The 16,129-nt window shown below is 70.6% G+C and carries 15 protein-coding genes and 1 riboswitch; of the genes, 7 read left to right on the top strand and 8 right to left on the bottom strand.

The features are described from left to right. Positions 1 to 2: 2 nt before the first annotated feature. Positions 3 to 1,130 carry a sensor histidine kinase gene (locus K2F47_RS25470; protein ID WP_242907756.1) on the bottom strand — a complete coding sequence of 376 codons (1,128 nt, stop codon included), beginning with the start codon at positions 1,128 to 1,130 and terminating at the stop codon, positions 3 to 5. After that, a complete protein-coding gene (locus K2F47_RS25465; protein WP_242907755.1) occupies positions 1,127 to 1,789 on the bottom strand; it encodes a response regulator in 663 nt (220 codons plus the stop codon). The genes K2F47_RS25470 and K2F47_RS25465 overlap by 4 nt, the downstream gene beginning before the upstream one ends. A 149-nt stretch (positions 1,790 to 1,938) precedes the next feature. Between K2F47_RS25465 and K2F47_RS25460 the strand changes: the two genes are divergently transcribed. The 3 genes from K2F47_RS25460 (at position 1,939) to K2F47_RS25450 (ending at position 4,189) form a co-directional block, all read left to right on the top strand. Next, on the top strand, positions 1,939 to 3,123 hold the full coding sequence (locus K2F47_RS25460; RefSeq protein ID WP_242907754.1) for a DUF418 domain-containing protein: 1,185 nt from the start codon (positions 1,939 to 1,941) through the stop codon (positions 3,121 to 3,123). 387 nt (positions 3,124 to 3,510) lie between these two features. Further along, positions 3,511 to 3,963 (top strand): hypothetical protein, encoded by a 453-nt coding sequence (locus tag K2F47_RS25455; protein WP_242907753.1) that lies wholly within the window; start codon positions 3,511 to 3,513, stop codon positions 3,961 to 3,963. After that, entirely contained in the window at positions 3,956 to 4,189 is a 234-nt protein-coding gene (locus tag K2F47_RS25450) for a hypothetical protein (protein WP_242907752.1), read from the top strand. The genes K2F47_RS25455 and K2F47_RS25450 overlap by 8 nt, the downstream gene beginning before the upstream one ends. 7 nt (positions 4,190 to 4,196) lie before the next feature. On the opposite strand, the gene K2F47_RS25445 is transcribed toward K2F47_RS25450, so the two are convergent. From K2F47_RS25445 to K2F47_RS25435, 3 genes are all read right to left on the bottom strand, one after another. Next, positions 4,197 to 5,135, bottom strand: coding sequence for a LysR family transcriptional regulator (locus K2F47_RS25445; protein ID WP_242907751.1), 939 nt, complete (start codon positions 5,133 to 5,135; stop codon positions 4,197 to 4,199). Beyond that, on the bottom strand, positions 5,128 to 6,057 hold the full coding sequence (locus K2F47_RS25440) for a DMT family transporter (protein WP_242907750.1): 930 nt from the start codon (positions 6,055 to 6,057) through the stop codon (positions 5,128 to 5,130). Before K2F47_RS25440 ends, K2F47_RS25445 begins: the two co-directional genes overlap by 8 nt. A gap of 497 nt (positions 6,058 to 6,554) precedes the next feature. Next, on the bottom strand, positions 6,555 to 7,007 hold the full coding sequence (locus K2F47_RS25435) for a VOC family protein (protein WP_242907749.1): 453 nt from the start codon (positions 7,005 to 7,007) through the stop codon (positions 6,555 to 6,557). A gap of 107 nt (positions 7,008 to 7,114) precedes the next feature. Here K2F47_RS25435 and K2F47_RS25430 point away from each other — a divergent pair, with 107 nt between their 5' ends. Then, entirely contained in the window at positions 7,115 to 8,155 is a 1,041-nt protein-coding gene (locus K2F47_RS25430) for a helix-turn-helix transcriptional regulator (RefSeq protein WP_242907748.1), read from the top strand. Here the strand turns inward: K2F47_RS25430 and K2F47_RS25425 are convergent. From K2F47_RS25425 to K2F47_RS25415, 3 genes are all read right to left on the bottom strand, one after another. Next, positions 8,152 to 9,411 carry an MFS transporter gene (locus tag K2F47_RS25425; RefSeq protein ID WP_242907747.1) on the bottom strand — a complete coding sequence of 420 codons (1,260 nt, stop codon included), beginning with the start codon at positions 9,409 to 9,411 and terminating at the stop codon, positions 8,152 to 8,154. The two genes, K2F47_RS25430 and K2F47_RS25425, sit on opposite strands and share 4 nt — an antisense overlap. Positions 9,412 to 9,572: 161 nt before the next feature. Continuing rightward, positions 9,573 to 10,568 carry a ribonucleotide-diphosphate reductase subunit beta gene (locus K2F47_RS25420; RefSeq protein ID WP_242907746.1) on the bottom strand — a complete coding sequence of 332 codons (996 nt, stop codon included), beginning with the start codon at positions 10,566 to 10,568 and terminating at the stop codon, positions 9,573 to 9,575. Next, positions 10,568 to 12,736 (bottom strand): ribonucleoside-diphosphate reductase subunit alpha, encoded by a 2,169-nt coding sequence (locus K2F47_RS25415; protein WP_242907745.1) that lies wholly within the window; start codon positions 12,734 to 12,736, stop codon positions 10,568 to 10,570. The genes K2F47_RS25420 and K2F47_RS25415 overlap by 1 nt, the downstream gene beginning before the upstream one ends. A gap of 101 nt (positions 12,737 to 12,837) precedes the next feature. After that, positions 12,838 to 13,060: riboswitch (cobalamin riboswitch) on the bottom strand. 298 nt (positions 13,061 to 13,358) lie between these two features. Here K2F47_RS25415 and K2F47_RS25410 point away from each other — a divergent pair. Genes K2F47_RS25410 through K2F47_RS25400 form a run of 3 tightly spaced genes read left to right on the top strand, consistent with a single transcriptional unit; the run spans position 13,359 to position 16,038 of the window. Then, positions 13,359 to 14,426 (top strand): hypothetical protein, encoded by a 1,068-nt coding sequence (locus K2F47_RS25410; protein ID WP_242907744.1) that lies wholly within the window; start codon positions 13,359 to 13,361, stop codon positions 14,424 to 14,426. Positions 14,427 to 14,453: 27 nt separating this feature from the next. Further along, positions 14,454 to 15,572: a DUF6745 domain-containing protein gene (locus tag K2F47_RS25405; RefSeq protein WP_242907743.1), complete on the top strand. Its 1,119-nt coding sequence runs from the start codon at positions 14,454 to 14,456 to the stop codon at positions 15,570 to 15,572. A gap of 10 nt (positions 15,573 to 15,582) precedes the next feature. Beyond that, positions 15,583 to 16,038, top strand: a complete 456-nt coding sequence (locus tag K2F47_RS25400; protein WP_242907742.1) for a DUF8820 family protein — start codon at positions 15,583 to 15,585, stop codon at positions 16,036 to 16,038. Positions 16,039 to 16,129: the final 91 nt, after the last annotated feature.

Raw genomic sequence — 16,129 nt, 5'->3', positions numbered from 1 at the left:
GATCAGCCGGGAGCGATGGGGATGTCGAGGCTGAGGTGGTAGCCGTGGTCGGGGGTGGGGCCCGCCTCCAAGGCGCCGCCTAAAATCTCGGCGCGCTGCCGCAGGCCGATCAGCCCTTGGTGCGCGCTGGGAAGGGGGAGGGCGGGCCTGGTGGGCGCGGTGTTGGTGACGGTGGTGCGCACCGTCCCGTCCCGGTGGCGGACCTCGACCCGGGTGCTGGAGCCGGGGGCGTGCTTGCGGGCGTTGGTCAGCGCCTCCTGCACCGTCCGGTAGATGGCCCGCTGGACCGGGGCCGGGAGCTCGCCGTCCAGGTCGACGTGCAGGTCGGCCTGGATGCCGCAGCCCGCGACGAGCGTCTGGAGCTGGGCGAGGGTCGGCTGGGGCGTCAGCTCCGTGGGCGGGCTGCCCGGCGCGCGCAGCACGCTCACCATGTGCCGCAGCTCGTCCAGCGTCTGCACGCTCAGCCGCCGGATCGTGGTCGCGGCCTCCTTGGCGTCCGGGTCGCCCGTGCTGACCTGGAGCGCTCCGGCCCGTACCGCGATCAGGCTGACCTGGTGGGAGACGACGTCGTGCATCTCGCGGGCGAGCTGGGCGCGCTCCTTGGCGAGGACGCTCTGCGCGGCGAGGAACTGCTCGTGCTCGCGTACCTCGGTGATCTCGGCCAGCCGGGCGGCGAGGTCGCGGCGCGCCTGGACGAGCTGGCCGAACAGGATGGGGGCGGCGGCCAGCCCCAGCCCGTACGCCAGGTCCGGCACGTCCGAGACGGACACGATGGGGCCGATCTTGGGCGTCGGCCACGGCAGGATGTAGCAGCCGGTGAACACCGCCGCGCACACCGCCAGCAGCGGCCGGCTGCGCGTCCGCGCCGCGAGCGAGTACATGGCGATCAGCGACCCGGCCACGGCCGACGAGGTCAGCACGCTCGGCACGGTCAGGACGAACACCGGCAGCGGCGCGCGGCGGCGCAGCAGCAGGCCGCCCGAGGTGAGCGCGACGCACGTGATGTCGAACCGCGTGCCGAAGCCGCCCTGGAACCACGCGTCCAGCAGCGATATCGCGACGAGCCCCGCCGTCGTCAGGTGACGGTGGATCTCGCGGTGCTCGGGCCGCGGGATCCGCGGTCTTCTCACGTGTCGGCCCCGTCGCGCGGGGCGAGCAGGCCGGCCCGGTCGGCCAGCAGTGCGGCCTGGACGCGGCCGCCGACCTCCAGCTTGGCGAGGATCGCGCTGACGTGGTCCTTCACGGTCGAGGTGCTCAGGTGCACGCGGGCGCCGATCTCGGCGTTCGACAACCCCTGGGCGACCAGCACGAGCACGTCCCGCTCCCGGTCGGTCAGCCGCGCCACGGCGCTGACGGCCGGCGCCTGCGACCCGGCGTCCAGATAGCCGTCCACGACCGTGCGGGTGACCTTCGAGGACAGCGCGACCCCGCCCGCGGCGAGCGTGCGCACCAGGTAGGCGAGGTGCTCGGGGTCGGTGTCCTTCAGCACGAACCCGGCCGCCCCGGACCGCAGCGCGCCCGCCACGAACTCGTCGGTGTCGAAGGTGGTGAGCATGGCCACCACGGGCGGATCGGACAGCCGGCGGATGTCGGCGAGCACGGTCAGCCCGTCGACGTCCGGCATCCGGATATCGAGGAGCACGATGTCGGGACGCAGTTCCCGGACGGCGCGCAGCGCCTCGCCGCCCGCGACCGCCCCGACCGTCTCGATGCCGTCGGCGGCGTTGAGGATGTGCGTGAAGCCGCTGCGGATCAGTGCCTCGTCGTCAACCACAAGCACGCGGATCACGTTTCGATTACTACCACGCCCCGGCGTCGGCGGTCCGGCCGATGGCCGCGAACCCCCGCCGGACGGGGGGTCGGTACGGTCGACCGGCCGGGTATTTTCGGACAGGCGGCGGATGCGGCCGGGCGCGCTGGACCGCGACATTCGAGTACATGACACAGCAGGCTCCCTCGACCAAGCACGGCGCCGCCCCGGCGGCAGGCCAGGACGCCCCGGCGGTCCGGCGGGACGTCCCCGCGACGGGCCGTTTCCTGGGGCTCGACCTGGCCCGATGCCTGGCGGTCTTCGGGATGTACGTGGCGCACGTCGGCCCCGATCCGGCCGAAGGAGGGCCGTCCGGTGTGCTCGCCGAGTTGACGCACGGCAGATCCATGGCCCTGTTCGCCCTGCTCGGCGGGGTGACGCTGGTCATCATCGGCGGTCGCACGACGCCGAAGACCGGCCGGTCCGGCAGGCAGGCCGCGGCGAAGGTCGTCATCCGCGCCGTGATCCTGCTGGTGCTCGGCACCGCGCTCACCAGGACCGGAACCCCGGTGGACGTCGTCCTCGCCTATTACGGCGTGTTCTTCCTGCTCGCGCTGCCTCTGATCCGCCTCCGCGCCCGGACGCTGGCCCTGATCGCGATCGTGTGGGCGCTGGTCGGCCCGCAACTCTCGTACCTGCTGCGGGACATCCTGGACGACTTCACCAGCGGCGGCGGACCGCTCGTCCACATGGGCGGCGGAAAGCTCGTCGATCTCCTGTTCACCGGCAACTACCCGGCGCTGACCTACATGCCGTTCCTGCTCGCGGGGATGGCCCTCGGCCGCCTCGATCTCGCCTCGAAGGCCGTCCACGCCCGCGTCGCGGCGCTCGGCGGAGCCCTCGCGGCGCTCGCGTACGGCGGATCGTGGCTGGCCTTCCACCTCTTCCCGGGCCGCATGGACGCGCTTGAGGCGCCGTCCGCCTGGTGGTCGGACGTCGACGGCGACCCGTCCGACGAGGCCGCCTGGCTGCTGACCGCCGCGCCGCACGGCGAGGCCACGCTCTCGATCTTCGCCGGTACCGGCACGTCCCTGCTGGTGGTGGCCGCCTCCCTGGCCGCCGTCGACCGGCTGCGCCGCCTGGCCGTCCCGCTGCTCGCGGTCGGCTCGATGTCGCTGACCGCCTATGTCGCCCACATCGTCGTCCTGCTGCCCCTGGGCACCGATGACCTGCCGGTATGGCCGCCGCACATCATGCTCGGCTTCATGCTCGCGGTGACGGTCCCGGCGTTCCTGTGGTCCCGGTGCTTCCGGCGCGGGCCGCTGGAGTACCTCGTCAACACCGCGACGAAGGCGAGCCGGTACGTCCGATGACGTCGCGGGCGGCCGCCCCGGCCCCTGGGGCGGCCCGCGAAGGATCATGCTCCTCGACCATGACGCCGCCCGCTTTATTGTGAATTGCGGTTGATGGAGCATCTTGTCGCGTCCTTTGGGTACGGAGTCGCCTGGAAGTCGGCTGGAGATCGCCAATTTCCATGGTCGCGGCGGCGCCGTCGCTAATCCGCGCCGCCGCGGCCATTGATCGGTAGCGGGGCCTGTGAAGTCCGGCGCCGTCCATGCGCGACAGGTCCACGTATCTGTGCACACACGGTGACTTTTGCCAGGCCATGACCTCAGTCGGCCGAACTTCCGAGACGCCCTTAAAATGATCAAGAATGCGTGTTTAGGTGTTTACTCTCGGATAGCTCCTGAGAAGGATCAGTGGCCACATCCGGCTTCAAGGCAAGGGGCGGCGGTACTTTGCGAGAACTTCTCATCACTGTGGCAATAACGCTGGCGACGGCGGTGCTTCAGATCATTCTGAAGGGGATCAGCCGGACCGAGCTTCCCGGCAAGAAGCACGGCCTGACCAGGGAAGATGGGCTGTTCTGGACAGATTGGACAATTGCGGCCGGGTTGGCCCTTGCCACCACCCTCGTCGTGGCCTCGTCCAAGAAACTGCCGCTACCGGTGACCCAGGTGGCGTTCTGCCTCGTCGCCATCGTGCTCGGTTGTAGTGCCTTCCCCTTCCTGCTCCGCCTGGTCGCCTACGAAAGTGGAGCTAAGATAAAGGAGTGGGGCTGGCTCAAGATGGGTTGGATCTTCATCGCCAACGGGGTGGCCGGCATGATCCTTTTAAGTGCCGTAGTCGTAGGAGTGAAGGTGTATGGCTAACGAGCGACTCGACGGAAGTCCCCAGGCCCCCCACTCGCAGACGGTGCCTGCGGTGGTCGGTTCAGTCGTTTCCATCGGAGCGGCGACCACCGCCGTCCTCCTCTCGATCGGCCCGGAGGGGATCATCGCCGTGGCCGGCGTGGTGTTATCGTCCGCCGCAATTACGGGCGTGATCGCCAGCTATATTCGGCGTAGAAAAAACCACGAAGAGATCACGGATTCCTAGCCGGCGGTCACCGCCGGTCGGGCGCGGGGACCGTGGCCCGGTCGTGGAGAAGGTCCAGGACGCGTCGCAGGTCGGGGTGTCTGCCGGTTCCCGCGCGGCTCACGGTGAGGATGGTCCGCGAGACCGGGTGCACCAGCGGGTGGAGGCTGAGGGACGCGGTGGCGTCCGGCAGGGCCATCCGGGGGATGAGGGCCGCGCCCGCTCCCGCCGCCACCAGGGCCGTGAGCACGGAGAAGTCGCTGCTGCGGGTCCTGATGTCCGGGACGAAACCGGCCGCGCCGCACGCACGCTGGATCATCTCGTAGCAGGACGTCTCCGGGCCGGGGGTCAGCCACGGCAGCCGCGCCGTCCGGGACAGGTCCGCCGGCTGCCCGGCCGCCAGTCCGAGCGCGCCGGCCTGGCGGGGGTGCAGGGCGAGCAGCACCGGTTCCTCCATGAGGACGCTCTGCTCGCAGGCGGCGGGGAAATTGCGCGGCAATACGGTGTAGCTGTGGACCACGGCGAGGTCGGTCGAGCGCTTGCGCAGGTCGTCGAGTGCCTGGTCGGGTTCCTGGACGGACAGCCGTAGCGACAGCGCCGGATCGGCATCGGTGTCGGTGTCGGCGAGGCGCTGCCATAGAGGCGCGATGAGGGTGCGGGCCGCGGAGGGGAAGGCCGTGATCCGCACGATGCCGTGCCGGCCGGTTTGCAGAGCGGCCAGTCCGGACTCGGCCGCCGCGAGTTCGGCCAGAATGATTTCGGCGTGGGCGACCAGCAATTCCCCGGCCGGGGTCAGGCGAAGTGTGCGTCCCTGCTTTTCCACCACCGGCATTCCCGCCTCCTTCTGCAAGGCGGCGAGGTGTTGGGAGACGGCCGGTGGAGTCAGGTGCAGAGCCTCCGCGGTCGCCGCGACCGTCCCGTATGCGGCGAGGTGCTGGAGGATGCGCAGGCGGCGTACGTCAAGCACGGACGGCTCCTTGCTCGGTTCGCGCGTCCCCGCGCCCGGGTGCGGAAGGGCACCGCGCCTGCCTGCGCCGGTTGATCAGGATCACTCCCGCGACGCTGACCGCTCCACCCGCCAACTCGATCGGGTGCGGCACCTCGTCCAGCCAGACGAGGGAGATGACCAGCGCGACCGGCGGCACCAGGTACAGGGCGGCCGTGGACGCCGCGAGCGGCAGCCGGGCGACGGCGTAGGCCCAGATGACGAAGCCGAGCGCGGAGGGGAACAGGCCCAGGTAGACGGCGGAGGCCAGCGCGTCGGCCGGTGCGTGCGGGGTCGCGTCCCACGTGGCGGGGACCAGCGGCAGGGCGAGAACGGTGCCCGCGACCATCGCGTGCGTCGCGACCTCCAGACCTGTATAGCGGCGCAGCAAGGGCTTGGTGGCGAAGTGGTACACCCCCTGGACCACGGCGGCGGCCAGGACGATGAGCGCGGAGGCCGTGAAACCGCCCTCCCCCGCGCCCAGGCTGACGATCGCCGCACCGGCGATCGCGATGACGCTGCCGAGGACGATGTCGCGGCTCAGCCGCTCCTTGAGGAAGAGGCTTCCGAGCAGGACGCTGAAGACGGGCGCGGTCGCGATCAGCAGGCTCGCCGTCCCGGCCGCCACCTCGACCTCGCCCCAGTTGAGCAGCACCTGATAGGCGGTGACGCCGGCGGCCCCGCACAGGACGACCATGGGAAGATCGCGACGCCGGGGCAGCCGGACCTTCGCCAGCGGCGCCACCACCAGCAGCGCCCCGGCCGCGATCACGATCCGCAGGAACGACAGCGCCTCCACGCCCAGCCCGTCGATCCCGACCCGGATCGCGGGGAAGGCCGAGGCCCACAGCACGACGGTTCCGGCCAGGGCGAGGACGTGGGGGGAGGCGATTCGCGCGAACATACGACTAGGTTGGCCGTCCGGAACGAAAAGCTCCATTTAGTCTTTATGTCCAAAATCTTCAGCCCTACTTACCTGCCGGGGGACGCGTGGGTCACGTGGCCTACCTGCTGCTGGAACGCTGCCCGCCCGCGATCCATGTGGCCGAGCACGACGGGGACGGCCAGCACCTGCACTTCGCCCACGACGGCAAGGACCCCATCGCCCGGCCCGGCCGCAGTCGCGCCGCCGCTTCCGCTCCGACACATGCGCCAGCCGGACGACCGTCACCACCTACCGCGCCCGCCGCAAGGCGGCCACCGGCGGATGATGCCGCCCCCGTCACACGGCCGAGCCGGGCGAGCCGCACCCCCCCCTGTGCAGCTGCCGCAGCTTGCTTGACCGCCTACGTCCCCATTTTCTACGAGCGATTCCTGTTGAACTTGGCCGACGGCCTGGGCCTCAGTTGGGTCCGGGCCGACCTTGAAAAGCCGGCCGCCTAAGGCGTCCCGTGCAGTGCGTCAGCCGGTGGGCGCGACGTCGAGAATCCAGGTGACGCCGAAGCGGTCGGTGAGCATGCCGAACGCGGGGGCCCACGGGGCGGGCCCGTAGGCCTCGATGACATGGGCACCGGCCGAGAGGCCCTCCCACAGGACGCCGACCTCCTCGACCGTCTCGCCGCGAACGGACAGGAAGAACTTCTCCGTGGTGATCGTCATCCCGTTCTCACGGGTGGTCGTCCCGGCCGGCGCCGGCTCGGCCCGGCCGGGGACGTCGTAGGCCATCACCCGGAAGCCGCCGTCGCCGATGACCTGGCCGAAGACGACATCGCCGCTGCCCGGCACGTCCTCGGGCATGCCGAAGTCGCCGTAGGTGGCGATGGTGGTCTTCCCGCCGAAGACCGACTGGTAGAACTCCAGCGCCTCGCGGGCCTGGCCGTGGAAGTTCAGGTGTGCGGTCGTGGTGAACGCCATGGGGTCGCTCCTTGCCTCGGGCACCGGACCGGTTTCCGGTGACTCCTGAGGAGTGTCACACCAGTAGAGGACAGAGAACGTCCTCTTCAGCGCCTAGGGTCAGAATCATGCCGACCAGTTCCGCACCGTCGACCTCGCGTCGCCTGTTGTCGCTGCTGTCCCTCTTGCAGGCCCGCCGCGACTGGCCGGGGCACCTGCTCGCCGAGCGGTTGGAGGTCAGCCCGCGTACCGTGCGCCGTGATGTGGACCGGCTCCGCGAGCTCGGCTATCCCGTCCGCGCGATCAAGGGGCCCGACGGCGGCTACCGGCTCGATGCCGGGGCCCAGCTGCCGCCCCTGCTGTTCGACGACGACCAGGCGATCGCACTGGCGATCGCGCTGCGCGGCGCCCCGCAGCTGGGCGCGGGCATCGAGGAGGACGCCGCCCGGGCGCTCGCCACGATCAGCCAGGTCATGCCCGCCCGGCTGCGGGCCCGGCTGGACGCCTTCGAACCCACGGTCGTCGGACGCCCGGCGCGCGAGGGCGACGGTCCGGCGCGGACCGCCGTGCTGCTGGCCATCGCCGCCGCCCTCAACGCGCGGGAGGAGCTGCGGTTCGACTACGCCTCGTCCGGCCGCACCTCACCGGCCCGTACCGGCGGCCGGGACGTCCCGGCGCCGCGCAGCGTGCAGCCGCACCACCTGCTGGCACGCTCGGGACGCTGGTACCTGATCGGCTGGGAGCCCGCCCGCGAGGACTGGCGCGTCTACCGCGCCGACCGGATCACCCCGCGCACCCCGAACGGGCCCCGCTTCGTCCCCCGCGAGCTTCCCGGCGGCGACCCGGCGGCATTCCTGGCGGCCAGGTTCAAGGGTTCCGACGGGGGCGCCGATCGATGGCCGTGCCAAGGCGAGGTGATCTTGCACCTGCCGGCCGGGGAGGTGGTCCCGTTCGCGCACGACGGCATCGTCACCGCCCTCGGCGAGGACCGCTGCCGGGTCCGGCTCGGCGCGTGGTCCTGGCCCGGCCTGGCCGCCGCCCTCGCCCGTTTCGACGCGCCCATCGACGTCGTCGACCCCCCTGAGCTGCGCACGGCGTTCGCCGACCTCGCCCGCCGGGCCGCCGCGGCCGCCACTCCCATCGCAGACCCCTCGCGGTACCGGACCTAGCCGTTCGCCGACTCCGAATTCTCGGTGGTTGGAGGCCCTTTGGATGGGTTCAGCGAGGCCAGGACGCCCAGGAGCGGGGCGGCCGCGCTGACGGCGAAGCATCCGGCGAGGGCGAGGTTGCCGATGAGCAGGCCCACCGAGGCGGAGCCGGCGGAATGGCCCGTGTTGAAGGCCGTGTTCACCCAGGCTCCGGCCTGGGTCCTGGCCCCGGACGTGGCGGCCTTGTCGGCCAGGACGTAGCTCGCGGTGAGGACGGGCGACACGAACAACCCGGTGACCGCGACCAGCAACGCGAGCACGGGCAGGTTCGGCGCGAGTCCGGCCGTGGCCAAGGCGGTGGCCAGGGCCACGGTCATCAGGAGCAGCCTGCGCTCCAGCCCGATCCGCCAGGTCACCGTGCCGTAGAGCAGGCCGCCGATCGCGCTTCCGGTCGCGAGCGCGGCCTCGACCCAGGCGACCGCGGCGAGCCGTCCATGCTCCTCCGCGAAGGCCACGACGAGCAGGTTCAGCGCGCCGAGGCACATGCCGACCCCCGCCGTGACAAGGACGGGCCGCCGCAGCCGCGCGAGGTCCGCGAACAACGAGCCCCGCTTAGCCATGCCGTCCAGACCCGGGGCGGCATCGGACGGCTCAGGCGAGGGCGGCCCCGAGCACACCGCCGGTGAGAGCACCAGCCCCAGCGCGCCAACGAAGACCAGGACGGCGCTGACCGCGATGCCCAGCGCGGGAGCGACCAGGCCGGCCAGCACCCCGGCGATCAGCGGCCCGGTGACGTAGAGCAGTTCCTCCGCCACCGTGTCGAGCGAATAGGCCCGTTGCAGTAGCGCCTCGTCGTCGCCGAGCAGTTCGCTCCACAAGGTCCGCATGATGGGGCCGAGAGGAGGAGTGAGCGCGCCCGCGACGCCCGCCAGCGACCAGAGTGCGACACCCGGAATTCCGGGCCGCCAGGTGAGCGCGGCGATGACGGCGAGGGCCAACGCGTAGGCGACCGCCATAGGGGGAAGCGCTTTCCGTACGCCGTGCCGGTCGATCAGGTGGGCGCGCAGCGGCGACAGCAGGGAGCTGGTGAGCCCGAAGAGGGCGATGGCGCCTCCCGCCATCGCGAAGGAGCCGGTGGCGTCGGTCAGCGCCAGGACGAGTGAGAGGAAAACGGTTCCGTAGGAGAGCCGTCCGACCAATGCCATGGTGAAGGTGCGGAAGGCGAAGGGCGTGCGGAGAACGGCGCGGTAAGAGGGCGCCACCATGGACGAAGACACAGCAATACCTCGCGAAGCGGCGACCACCACGTCGGACGGGTCGCCGGATGCCTGCACGGACCCGGGGCCGCGTCCGGGGCAGAGAACCCAGCGGACGCGGCGGGCCGGTGTCTAGGCACGAGGTTGAAGCATGCCCTCAAAAGTAGCAGCGGTCGTGCGTGTCAGAAGTCCTCGTCGAGGGTGACGCTCCCTTCCACGGCGACCTGGTAGGCCGAGACGCGGCGCTCGAAGAAGTTGGACAGCTCCTGGACGTCTTGCAGTTCCATGAAGGCGAACGGGTTGGCCGAGCCGTAGCGGCGCGGCATCCCGAGGCGGACGAGGCGCTGGTCGGCGGCATACTCCAGGTAGGCGCGCATGTCGGCGGCGGACATGCCGGGGAGGCCGTCGCCGCACAGGTCGTGGGCGAACGCGAGTTCGGCGGCCACAGCCTCCTCAAGCATTTCGGTGACCTGCGCGGTGAGCTTGTCGTCGAACAGGTCCGGCTCCTCGGCGCGGACGGTGTCGACGACGGAGAACGCGAATTCCATGTGCATCGACTCGTCGCGAAAAACCCAGTTGGTTCCGGAGGCCAGCCCGTTGAGCAGCCCGCGGGAGCGCAGCCAGTACACGTAGGCGAAGGCACCGTAGAAGAACAGACCCTCGATGCAGGCGGCGAAGCAGATCAGGTTGAGCAGGAAGCCGCGGCGCTGCTGCCTCGTGGTGAGCTGGTCCACCGAGGAGATCGAGTCGATCCATGTGAAGCAGAACCGGCCCTTGGCGCGGATCGAGGGGATGTGCTCGATCGCGGCGAACGCCTGGCGGCGCTCGTCGTCGTCCTGGAGATAGGTGTCCAGCAGCGTCAGGTAGAACTGGACGTGGACGGCCTCCTCATAGAGCTGCCGCGACAAGTACAGCCGTGCCTCGGGGCTGTTCACGTGCTTGTAGAGGTTGAGCACCAGGTTGTTGGCGACGATGGAGTCGCCGGTGGCGAAGAACGCGACGAGCCGTTTGACGAGGTGGAGTTCGTCGGCGGTCAGCTTCTTCAGGTCCGCCAGATCGGAGGCGAGGTCGACCTCCTCGACCGTCCAGGTGTTGCGGATCGCGGCGCGGTAGCGCTCGTAGAAGTCGGGATAGCGCATGGGACGCAGGGTCAGGTCCATGCCGGGGTCGAGCAGCATTACTGGCACGCCTCGCAGATCTCGGGGTTCTCAAGGGAGCAGGCGACATCGGCTTCGATGGTCGTGACGGTCGTTTGCGCGATGCGCGTCGCGGGCCGCGACCGCAGGTAGTAGGTCGTCTTCAGCCCGGCCTTCCAGGCATAGGCGTACATCGACGAGAGCTTGCCGATCGTGGGCGCAGCCATGAACAGGTTCAGGGATTGGGACTGGTCGATGAACGGCGTGCGGGCGGCCGCGAGGTCGATCAGCGCCTTCTGCGGGAGTTCCCAGGCCGTCCGGTAAAGCCTTTTCAGGTCGTCGTCGAGGACGGGAACGCCCTGGACCGAGCCGTCGGCGCGTTTGATCGCGTCGCGGATCTCCCGCGTCCACAGCCCCGCGGCCTGGAGGTCGGCGACGAGATACTGGTTGACCTGGAGGAACTCGCCGGAGAGGGTCTCGCGTTTGAAGACGTTGGAGACCTGCGGCTCGACGCATTCGTAGCAGCCGGAGATGGACGCGATCGTCGCGGTGGGCGCGATCGCGGTCAGCAGGGAATTGCGCAGACCGGTCCGGGCGACGCGGGCGCGCAAGGCGTCCCACTCAACCTTTTTGCGGTCGCTCACCGTGAAATGGTCGGGATGCAGGACGCCGCGCGCGGCGCGGGTCTGCGCATAGGAGGGGTGAGCCCCCGCCTCCTCGGCGAGGTCCGCCGAGGTCGCGTAGGCGCACAGCGCGATCTCTTCGGCGATGTCGGTGGAAAGGCGCAGCGCCTCGTCCGAGTCGAAAGGCAGCCGCAGGGTGAAGAACACGTCGGCCAGACCCATCACGCCCAGCCCCACCGGCCGCCACCGCAGGTTCGCCGCGGCGGCCTCGGGCGTGGGGTAGTAGCCGCGGTCGATGGTGCGGTCCAGGAACCGCACCGCCGTCCTGACGGTCTCGCGCAGCCGCGCGAAGTCGAACCCGTCGGGGGTGACGTGCCGGGCCAGGTTGACCGACCCGAGGTTGCAGACGGCGGTCTCGGCCTCGCTGGTCACCTGGAGGATCTCGGTGCACAGGTTCGACAGGTGGACGACGTTGCCGGGCTCGGCCGTCTGGTTGCAGGTGCGGTTGGCGATGTCCTTGAAGGTCATCCAGCCGTTGCCGGTCTGCGCGAGCGTGCGCATCATCCGCCCGTACAACTGGCGCGCGGGGAGGCTGCGGGTGTGCTTCCCGGCGGCCTCGGCCGCGCGGTAGGCCGCGTCGAACTCCGCGCCGTACAGGTCGGCGAGCTCCGGGACGTCCTTGGGGTCGAACAGCGACCACTCGGCGTCGGCCTCGACGCGCCGCATGAACTCGTCCGGGATCCAGTTGGCCAGGTTGAGGTTGTGGGTGCGGCGGGCGTCCTCGCCGGTGTTGTCGCGCAGTTCGAGGAACTCCTCGACGTCGGCGTGCCACGGCTCCAGGTACACGCAGGCCGCGCCCTTGCGGCGGCCGCCCTGGTTGACGGCGGCGACGGACGCGTCCAGCGTGCGCAGCCACGGGACGATGCCGTTGGAGTGGCCGTTGGTGCCGCGGATCAGGGAGCCGCGGGACCGGATGCGCGTCCAGGAGATGCCGATGCCGCCCGCGTACTTCGACAGGCGCGCGACCTGCCCGTACCGCTCGTAGATGGACTCCAGCTCGTCCTTGGGGGAGTCGAGCAGGAAGCAGGACGACAGCTGGGCGCGGCGGGCACCGGAGTTGAACAGCGTCGGCGACGAGGGCAGGTACTCCAGCCGCGACATCAGCCCGTACAGCTCGCCGGCCTCGGCGACCGTGCCGGCGAGGCCGCACGCGACCCGCATCAGGAAGTACTGGGGGCGCTCGATCGGCTTCCGGCTGCGCGGGTGCCGCAGCAGGTACCGGTCGTGGACGGTGCGCAGCCCGAAGTACTCGAACCGTCCGTCCGCGGTGTCGTCCACGAGCGCGTCCAGCTCGTCGGCATGGGCCGCGACGAAGGCCGCCGTCGCGTCGTTCAGCAGGCCCTCGGCATGCGCGAGGCGGATCGAGCCGGAGAACGACTCGACGCCCTGCGCCGCGACCTCGTCCCCGATCAGCTCCGCGAGCAGCGCGGCGGCCGTCCGCGACCGGCTCGGATCCGCGCCGATCTCGTCCGCGGCCTGGCGGATGGCCAGCTCGCGATCCTGGACGTCGGGTGCGGTGACGGTCACGTTGCTCTCCCTCTGTGAGCGCCCTCGCGGGCAGGGGAGAACAGGACGAGGGCACCGCGGCGCCCGCGCCTTGCTCGCCCGGCCCCTCCCTCGAAGGCGTGATGGACGACTGGACGCCGGCAGGTCTTCGGACTCAGGGGCGTCACGCACACGCCTACCGGCCGTCGCTTCCCAGACCCTGCGGCCCAGTGCTCATGACGGCTTTCGTTCCCCATCACCGCTGCGGGGCAGTCCCGGAATTGGCGCGCGCGAACACGCCGCACCGGGTTCCCTCTTGCGCCACCGCCTCGCCTGAGGCGGTGGACCAGCGCCGGGACAGACTCTACATCTTGTGGCTGACGGGAGTACAGCGCCTAGATGTTGTATGTGATTTCGTGGCGCCGTCGCTCCGCCTACATCGTCCGATCGCGGTTCGGCAAGGGCCCGCCCAGACCGGAGTTCCGGACGCGCCGTTCATCGCGGCCGCCGTCCGGGCCGGTGAGCAGGCCTTGCCGACCACACCGATGATGCGTCCGGCCGCGCGGCGGTTCCGGTTGTGGCCGACCGTGCAGGGGGCCCTTGAGGACGCCACCGTTCCACGGCGATTTTGGGAGCGACCACCCGACCCGTCCGAGGAGTTCGGATGACACCTCCGATCAGCCGCCGCACCGTCCTCGCCGCCGGCGCCGCGGCCCTCCCGCTCGGCTGGGCCGCCGCCGCCCCTGCCGACGCCTCCGCGCCCGGGTGGCGCCGCTCGCCCCTCCCCGAACTCGGCGACGGATTCCTCGTGCAGGGCGCCGCCACGCACCGGGGCGCCTGGGCGTCCGGATGGAGGCTGGCCAAGCCGCGCCAGATCCTGCTGCATTGGGACGGGCGGGAATGGAAGCGCGTGGACGTGCCGGACGACGACCGGGGCAGCGGCCTGTGCGTCGCCGCCGTCCGCCGCGAACTGTGGGTGATCAGCTACGAGTCGCCCATGACCTCCCACTGGGACGGAAGCGCGTGGCGCACGGTGCGCCTCCCCGGCTCGTTCGTCGCGAACAAGCTGTCGGCGTCACCGGACGGGACCGTCCTCGCCGTCGCGGCCGACCGCGAGGAACCGGACCTCCGCAGCGCCGTCATGCGCTGGGAGGGCGACCAGTGGGTTGAGCTGCGGATTCCGATGCCGGAGAAAGCGACCCCCGAGAGGGTGGCCGTACGCACGTCCCGCGATATCTGGGTGACCGGGTCGGCGCCCGATCCGGAGGTGACCTACCGCCCCTTCACGATCCACTGGGACGGCCGCCGGTGGAAGGAGGCGCGCACGACCCCGACGACGTACAGGTACTTCACCGACATCTGCCCCGTCTCGTCCCGCCTGGCCTGGGGCCTGCGCCGCGACTTCGACCACGCGACCCTGCTGCGCTGGACGGGAGGGGACTGGGAGGAGTTCCCGCTCCCGCAGGACTTTCCCTGTTACGGCCAGTCGGTGCTGGACGACGGCCGGGGCGGCGTCTGGGTCGGCGGCGGGGAGTCACGCGGCAACACCGGTTACCTGCACTTCCGGAACGGCAGGATCACGATCTTGAAGGGTTCGGCGCTGGCCGAGGACGAACGGGCCTGGGTGTGCGACCTGGTGCGGGCGCCGGGCTCACGCACGATCTGGTCGATCGGCTACACCGGCCTGAAGGACCACGGTCCGACCCGTCCACTTGTTGAACGGCTGTACTGACCTCATCATGAGGGTCGAGGGGGCGCCATGGTATCGGCCGAGCCGCTGACCGACCGGGACCGCGCCGAGATCGTCGCCGGTCTCCGCGACGCCTACCGGGCGTCCCGCAAACGCTGGCACGGCAACGTGGTCTGGGTCGAGTCCCCGGAGCACTTCCGCGGTTACCGGTACCGGAGCATCCGGTCCGCGAGACTGCCCCTCGGCGGCCGTATCCGGGCCCGGTGCCGGTCCGCGATGGCACTGTCGCTCTCGGCGCTCTGCATCTACCTGGTCCTCTTCTCCCTCGCGGCGAGCGTCTACCTCATCAGTCGCACGAGTGACACGGCCGCGGGGCTGGTCGGAGAGAGCATCGCCGAGCTGAACGTGTCGAAAGGCCTGGCCATATGCTCCGTCCTCGCCCTTTGCGGCTGTCTTTTCTCCGCCTTTGTGGCACTCGAAGAAGATGACGATTTCGACCTGTTCCAGCTGCGCGACGACCGGGTGAGGCTGCGTGGACTGCAACCGGGGAGAGGCCTGTTGGCTTCGCTGCTCCCGGTGTTCCAGAGTTCTTCGTCCCCCTTGCCGGGCGGCGATGTCGCGGATTTACGCGGCTGCCTCCACTTCGGCGCTCCGGGGCGGGCGTTCGCCTGCGCGACGTTCCGCGGCCTGGCGATCGTGGTGGAGCCGCCGTCGGTCATGCACACCGAAGCGCTGCCCGGCGGCAACACCCGCCTGCACGCGGCGGACGTCCCCGCGCTGCGCTGGCCGAACGGCGAAGAACACTACTTCCTGCACGGCATCCTGGTTCCGAAGGAACTGTTCGACGGCCAGTGGAGCATCCAGCAGATCAATCGCACGACGAACAGTGAGCTGCGGCGCCTGGCCATCGAACGCATGGGCTGGGACACCTTCATCTCCCGAGCCGAACTCGAACCGCTGGCCGAAACGGAAGACCCCGGCAATCCCGGTGCCGTCCTGCGCCTGTACGACATCCCCGACGCCGACGCGCGACTGCTGGTGATGCGCAACGGCAGCCCCGACCGATCCGGCGCCCTCCGCGACTACGCCGAACCGGTCCCCGGCCACCTGGACGATCCGGTCGAAGCCGCCGCCTGGCAGTACGGCTGCCCCGTGGACGTCTACCGCCGGCTGGAACGACGAACCTGAGGAGAGCCCGATGCACACCTACGCGACCGCGCTGAGCCTGATAGGCGTCACCGTCCCCGGCCACCTCACCGCCGACGCCGAGGTCCCGGTCCTGACCGGCCCGCAGGCCCAGGGAGACCTGCTGGTACTCCCCACCGGCGCCCCCCGCTCCAAGGACTGGCGGACCGTCCCGGCGGAGGGGGTGCAGGTCGTCCGCGGTGAGGGAACCGGCAACACCCACTGGCTCCACCCCGGCTTCGACAGCCCGAAGGTGTCCTGGCTGCGGGTGGACGGCTCAGGCGACGACCTCGCCGTCGGATACCTGCGGGTCCCCGAAGGCCAGACGGCCCTCCTGATCCACACCGACGAGCACGGAGCCAACGGCATCGGCCCGGGCGAGTACGTCATCAACCGCAAACGCCAGGCCAAGGTCGCCTTCACCAGCACCCCGGCGGCAAGCACATCCTTCAGCCTGGTGGACGACTAGATCCACCAACGAGGCCAGCTCATCGGAGACTGGAGGGATCGCGTTCCGGCGGGCAGGCGGGTGGGCGGCGGCGGCAGGATCACCGGGCTCG

Source organism: Actinomadura terrae (assembly GCF_022751215.1).
GTDB classification, from domain to species: Bacteria; Actinomycetota; Actinomycetes; order Streptosporangiales; family Streptosporangiaceae; genus Spirillospora; species Spirillospora terrae.
Note: the sequence above shows the minus strand (reverse complement) of the source record. Positions and strands in the feature narration are given on the sequence as shown.